Raw genomic sequence first — 4,515 nt, forward strand, 5'->3', positions numbered from 1 at the left:
CACGCGCCAGAGCGCGTTCGCGAATATCTTCCGAATAGGGTCGCGTCATCCATGCTGGCCCCCTGTTCCCAGCATGAAGTTTGAATCAGAAATCCGCTCCAATTGGAATCCCGATTCTGGTAAAAAACAACATGCTCTAGCAGCCCATGGATACGACTCCGTGAAGATTACACGATCGACCGCGCCATTGCGCGCCTAAGCTCGTAGGGTGGGTTCGGCGCGAACCCCGTACCCACCACAGCGACTCGCAATTGCCGTCTGGCCGGTGGGTTACGCCTTCGTCGCTAACCCACCTGTCCCAAGACCGGCCATTCTGGGGCTTTACCTTCAAACGGCGCGCAGCCGAAGAAATCGGAGAACGGTCGCGGCCTTTCAAGGCGAGCTAGGTTCAGCACTTCCCAGAAATGGGTGAAGGCCGAATCTTCCGCCTCGGCGGTAGGCGGCCTCACATCCTTGTCGGGTGCTTTCCGGACCGTGATCCCTTTTCCACGGCAGGCACGATAGCTCCTAGTGTTCCCGTCCATGTGTACACGCCGTTGCGATAGAGCGCATGCGGACCCTTTGAGGCAAAGATGAAGACTCGCAGTCCAGTTGGAGTACTGTTTGACAAGCCGCTCTTACTCGAACCGAAGGCCACCCGCGTGCTCAGCGCTGGAACTGTCATCGCCGACGCGAGATGGACGCAAGGTACTGGTGCCAAGAATACAGGAACGGGCATGCAGAAGCGTACCGGCAATGGGGCTTTGACTCACCTACTGTGTATAGCACTTGAGCGAAGGTAGCGTACAGCTCGTGGTGCGGACGGAGCGCAGCGAAATCCGTGGCTAATGTGTCGCTACGAGAAACCCGGATCGCGCTGCGCTCCATCCGGGCTACGCTTGCTTTGGGCGATCTGTTTGCCCGCACCATCGCTATCGCGAGGGATTTTCTTGAAGATCATCTGCAGTTTGATACGTACCCGCGGCCCGGAATAAAACTCATGTCGTCGGGACTACACGGAATAACGCCGCCACGATGTTGAATCGGAATGCAATCGCCGTGAGTGCGACTGTAAATGTAATTCGGTGGGCATGTGCCATCGTGACGTGTCACTGGCGCCGGGCAATTAACATAGTTTCCGCTCCCTTGAATGTTGGCGCAGTTGTTTCCTCTATTGTTTTGGTAGTTTTGCGCAATACCAATTTTAATGCTCACTAGCATTGCGACCGAACAAGAAAACACAAAGAGCGTGAGGACGCGTACTGTCGCCGACCTATGGCCTGGGGCGCGCGGAGTCATTCCTACCTCCTATTCACTATGTTTCCATCACCACTAACGTTAATATTGTTATCACCCCAAGACTGCTGAATCGAAACACCAGTTTCGGAGGGCGCAGTCTGATTGAGAACCCCTTCTTGAACCTTAGAGTCTCGGTGATACGAGATCGCAGCATAGATCGCAGCGACTACAGTCGCCACGATACCCACAACACTCAGAGCTTTTGCAAACACTTGGATGGTTTTCCGCGAGTAGTGGGTCGTTAGTGCTTCACATGTCTGACTGTAGCCAGCGCGGCTGAGCGTAGCGGGTAAGGATAATCAATGCAACTATGGCTAGAGCTACCCCCCTATACCAGCCTGGACTCTTGCGAAGAAGATGGATGCGCGGGTCAAGCCCGCGCATGACGCAAAGGGTGCTGCGCGTGCCCCGGACGCAGTGCAACGCTTAGCCCTTCGCGAAGCGGTGCGCTGCAGAGCCGGAGCCCAGCTTGCTTGCTTGCTTAAGCGGGTCCCGGCTCTGCGGAGCGGCATGAAGAATGCTGCACCGCGTCCGGGACATAAGACCATTTACCCCCCATTCCCGTTTTCTTCCTCGCCGATATGCTCCACCGACACCACATGCTCATCCTCGGCGGTATCGAACACGATCACGCCCTGGGTGGAGCGGCCGGCGATGCGGATGCCTTCGACCGGGCAGCGGATCAGCTGGCCCTTGTCGGTGACCAGCATGATCTGATCTGAGTCCTCCACCGGGAACGACGCCACCAGCTTGCCGTTGCGGCCGTTGACCTGCATCGCGACGATGCCCTTGCCGCCGCGGCCGGTGGTGCGGTACTCGAACGACGACGAGCGCTTGCCAAAACCGTTCTCGCTGATGGTCAGCACGAACTGCTCGCTCGCCGACATCTCGACATAGCGCTGTTCGCCGAGCTCGATGGCGCCGGACGCGTCCTCGCTGTCGGTGCCCGCCTCGTCCTCGACGCCGCCGCGCCGCACCGCGTTGGCGCGGCGCAGATAAGCCGCGCGCTCCTCGGCATCGGCGTCCATGTGGCGCAGGATGGTCAGCGAGATCAGCTTGTCGCCTTCGGGCAACGCAATGCCGCGCACGCCCATCGAGGTGCGCCCCGTAAACACCCGCACGTCGGTGACGGGGAAGCGGATGCACTGGCCGCCGGCGGCGGTCAGCAGCACGTCGTCATGCTCGGTGCATATCTGCACGTCGACGATCGCCTCGTCGTCGTCGAGCTTCATGGCGATGATGCCGGAGCGGCGGACGTCGACGAAGTCGGACAGCTTGTTGCGGCGGACGTTGCCACCGGTGGTGGCGAACATCACGTCAAGATTGGCCCAGGAGGATTCGTCCTCGGGCAGCGGCATGATGGTGGTGATGCGCTCGCCCTGCTCGAGCGGCAGGATATTGATCAGCGCCTTGCCGCGGCCGTTCGGCGGCGCCACCGGCAGCCGCCAGACCTTTTCCTTGTAGACCTGGCCGCGCGACGAGAAGAACAGCACCGGGGTGTGGGTCGAGGCCACGAACAGCCGGCTGACGAAATCCTCCTCGCGGGTCTGCATGCCCGAGCGGCCTTTGCCGCCGCGCTTCTGCGCACGGTAAGTCGACAGCGGCACCCGCTTGACATAGCCGGCATGCGACACCGTCACCACCATGTCCTCGCGCTGGATCAGGTCCTCGTCCTCGACCTCGTTCTCCTGGTCGATGATGACGGTCTTGCGCGGCGTGGCGAATTCAGACTTGATCGCGACGAGTTCGGCCTTGATGATGCTCTGGATGCGCGCGCGGGAGCGCAGTATGTCGAGATAGTCGGCGATCTCCACCGCGAGCTTGTCGAGTTCTTCGGAAATTTCCTCGCGCCCGAGCGCGGTCAGCCGCTGCAGGCGCAGATCGAGGATGGCCTTGGCCTGCTCCACCGACAGCCGCGCGGTGCCGTCGGCGGCGAGCCGGTGCCGGGGATCGTCGATCAGCGTGATCATCGCCGCGACGTCCTTGGCCGGCCAGTCGCGCGCCATCAGGGTTTCGCGCGCGGTGTTGGGATCCGGCGAGGTCCGGATCACGCGAATGACCTCGTCGATATTGGCGACCGCGATGGCAAGGCCGACCAGGATATGGGCGCGGTCGCGCGCCTTGTTGAGCAGGAATTTGGTACGGCGCGACACCACCTGTTCGCGGAAGGCGATGAACAGCGTCAGCAGATCCTTCAGGTTCATCACCTGCGGACGGCCGGCATCGAGCGCCACGACGTTGGCGCTGAAATTGGTCTGCAGCGGCGTGAACCGGTAGAGCTGATTCAGCACCACCTCGGGCACCGCATCGCGCTTCATCTCGATGACGACGCGAAAACCGTCGCGGTCGGATTCGTCGCGCAGGTCGGAAATCCCTTCGATCTTCTTGTCGCGCACCAGTTCGGCGATCCGTTCGACCATGGTGGCCTTGTTCACCTGGTACGGAATTTCCGAAATGATGATCGCTTCGCGGTCCTTGCGCGCCGGTTCGATGGAAACCTTGCCGCGCATCACGATCGAGCCGCGGCCGAGGTGATAGGCCGAGCGGATGCCCTGGCGGCCGAGAATGATGCCGCCGGTCGGAAAATCCGGTCCGGGAATGATGTTGATGAGATCGTCGATGCCGAGCGCGGGATCTTCGATCAACGCTACGCAGGCGTCGATCACCTCGCCGAGGTTGTGCGGCGGGATGTTGGTGGCCATGCCGACGGCGATGCCGCCGGCGCCGTTGACCAGCAAATTGGGAAATTTCGCCGGCAGAACCCGCGGTTCCTGCTCGGAGTTGTCGTAGTTGCCCTGGAAATCGACGGTGTCCTTGTCGATGTCGTCGAGCAGCGACTGCGCGATCTTGGTCAGCCGGGATTCGGTGTAACGCATCGCGGCCGGCATATCGCCGTCCACCGAGCCGAAATTGCCCTGGCCGTCGATCAGCGGCACGCGCATGGAGAAATCCTGCGCCATCCGCACCAGCGCGTCATAGACCGACTGATCGCCGTGGGGATGATACTTGCCGATGACGTCGCCGACGGTGCGCGCCGACTTGCGGTACGGCTTGTTCCACTCAAAGCCGTTCTCGTACATCGCGTAGAGAATCCGGCGATGCACCGGCTTCAATCCGTCGCGCGCATCCGGCAGCGCCCGCGCCACGATCACGCTCATGGCGTAATCGAGGTAGGAGCGTTTCATCTCGTCGAGGATCGAAACGGGACGAATATCGGAAGGAGCCGGCGGCTCTCCG

1 protein-coding gene is annotated in these 4,515 nt (G+C 61.1%); it reads right to left on the reverse strand.

The features are described 5' to 3' along the window. Window positions 1–1,826: 1,826 nt before the first annotated feature. The coding region (gyrA, locus tag VGP39_RS07690) for a DNA gyrase subunit A (protein WP_414644592.1) at window positions 1,827–4,515 on the reverse strand (2,689 nt) is incomplete at its 5' end.

Origin of the sequence: Bradyrhizobium sp., from assembly GCF_036009065.1 — a bacterium.
In the GTDB taxonomy this organism is placed as follows: Bacteria; Pseudomonadota; Alphaproteobacteria; order Rhizobiales; family Xanthobacteraceae; genus Bradyrhizobium.